Source organism: Dietzia sp. CW19, assembly GCF_014145265.1.
GTDB classification, from domain to species: Bacteria; Actinomycetota; Actinomycetes; order Mycobacteriales; family Mycobacteriaceae; genus Dietzia; species Dietzia natronolimnaea.
Genome location: NZ_JAALEE010000383.1, coordinates 1 through 1044, shown reverse-complemented (window position 1 = coordinate 1044; position 1044 = coordinate 1). Strand labels below are relative to the sequence as shown.

2 protein-coding genes are annotated in these 1044 nt (G+C 72.8%); both read right to left on the bottom strand.

Translation table 11 applies throughout. The features are described from left to right. Positions 1–609 (bottom strand): glutamine amidotransferase (locus G6021_RS11750; protein WP_182641354.1); only part of this gene is annotated, 609 nt, incomplete at its 3' end. Further along, a partial coding sequence (locus G6021_RS11745) for a DUF1727 domain-containing protein (protein WP_182641353.1) occupies positions 606–1044 on the bottom strand: 439 nt, incomplete at its 5' end. The genes G6021_RS11745 and G6021_RS11750, both read right to left, overlap by 4 nt.

The following is a 1044-nucleotide window of genomic DNA, read 5'->3' as shown; positions in this document are numbered from 1 at the left end:
GGGCTCGCCTGCCGGGACTCCGTTGCCCACGCCCGAGGTGGCGCGTCCGAGCGGGGCGGCGTCCGGGCCCAGGATGGTGGCGCCCATGTGGTTCTCGAAGCCGGTCAGGGTCTGGGTGAGCCCGGCCATTTGCGGTTCCGCCACCAGCTCGCCGATCGAGCGGGTGGCCTGCGGCGAGGTGGTCACGTCGAGCAGGCCCAACCCGGGAGCGCGGGAGCCGTCGGCGACCATGAACCACTCGCCGAACACCTGCATCCCGGCGCAGATGGCCAGCACCGGCACCCCGCGCGCGACGGCCCGCTGCACACCGGGCGAGCCCGACAGGTGTCGTGATGCGAGCTTCTGGGCGGTGTCCTCGCCCCCGCCCACCGTGTAGATGTCACACGAGTCGGGAACGGCGTCGTCGAGGGTGATGCGGACGATCTCGGCGTCGTACCCGCGCCACCTCAGGCGTTGGCGCAGGATCAGGGAGTTTCCGTCGTCGCCGTAGGTGCCCATGACGTCGGGCAGCACCAGGCCGATGCGCACAGTCGACTCGGTGGGCCGCGGGGAATCGGGGGAGACGGTGTCGAGCGGTGAGGCGGAGGCCCCGGCGTCGCGGTCGGTCATGGCTGCTGCTCCTTCCGGGCGGCGATCGCGCGTCCGAGGTCGCGGAACGCGGTGTAGTTGGCCAGCACCTCGACCCGGCCGGGTGGGCACCGCCTGATCGCGGACAACGGGTCGGGCTCGAGCTTGTGCTCGACCCCGGCGTAGCTCAGGCGCACCGACAGGTCCGCGGCGCGCTCACCGGAGGCGTACACGGACACGCCCTCGAAGCTCTCGAAGCGCACGTCCCACAACCACGACAGGTCCACGCCGTCGGCGACCTGCCCGTTGACCGCGATCACCAGGCCGTCCGCCGAGGTGTCGATCATGCCGAGGGCCTCCTGCCAGCCGGCCGGGTTCTTGGCCAGCAGCAGGTGCGCGGCGCGGCCGTCCACGTCCACGGTCGAGTAGCGGCCCGCCACGTCGTCGACGCCCTCGACGGCCCGCACCGCGGCCGCC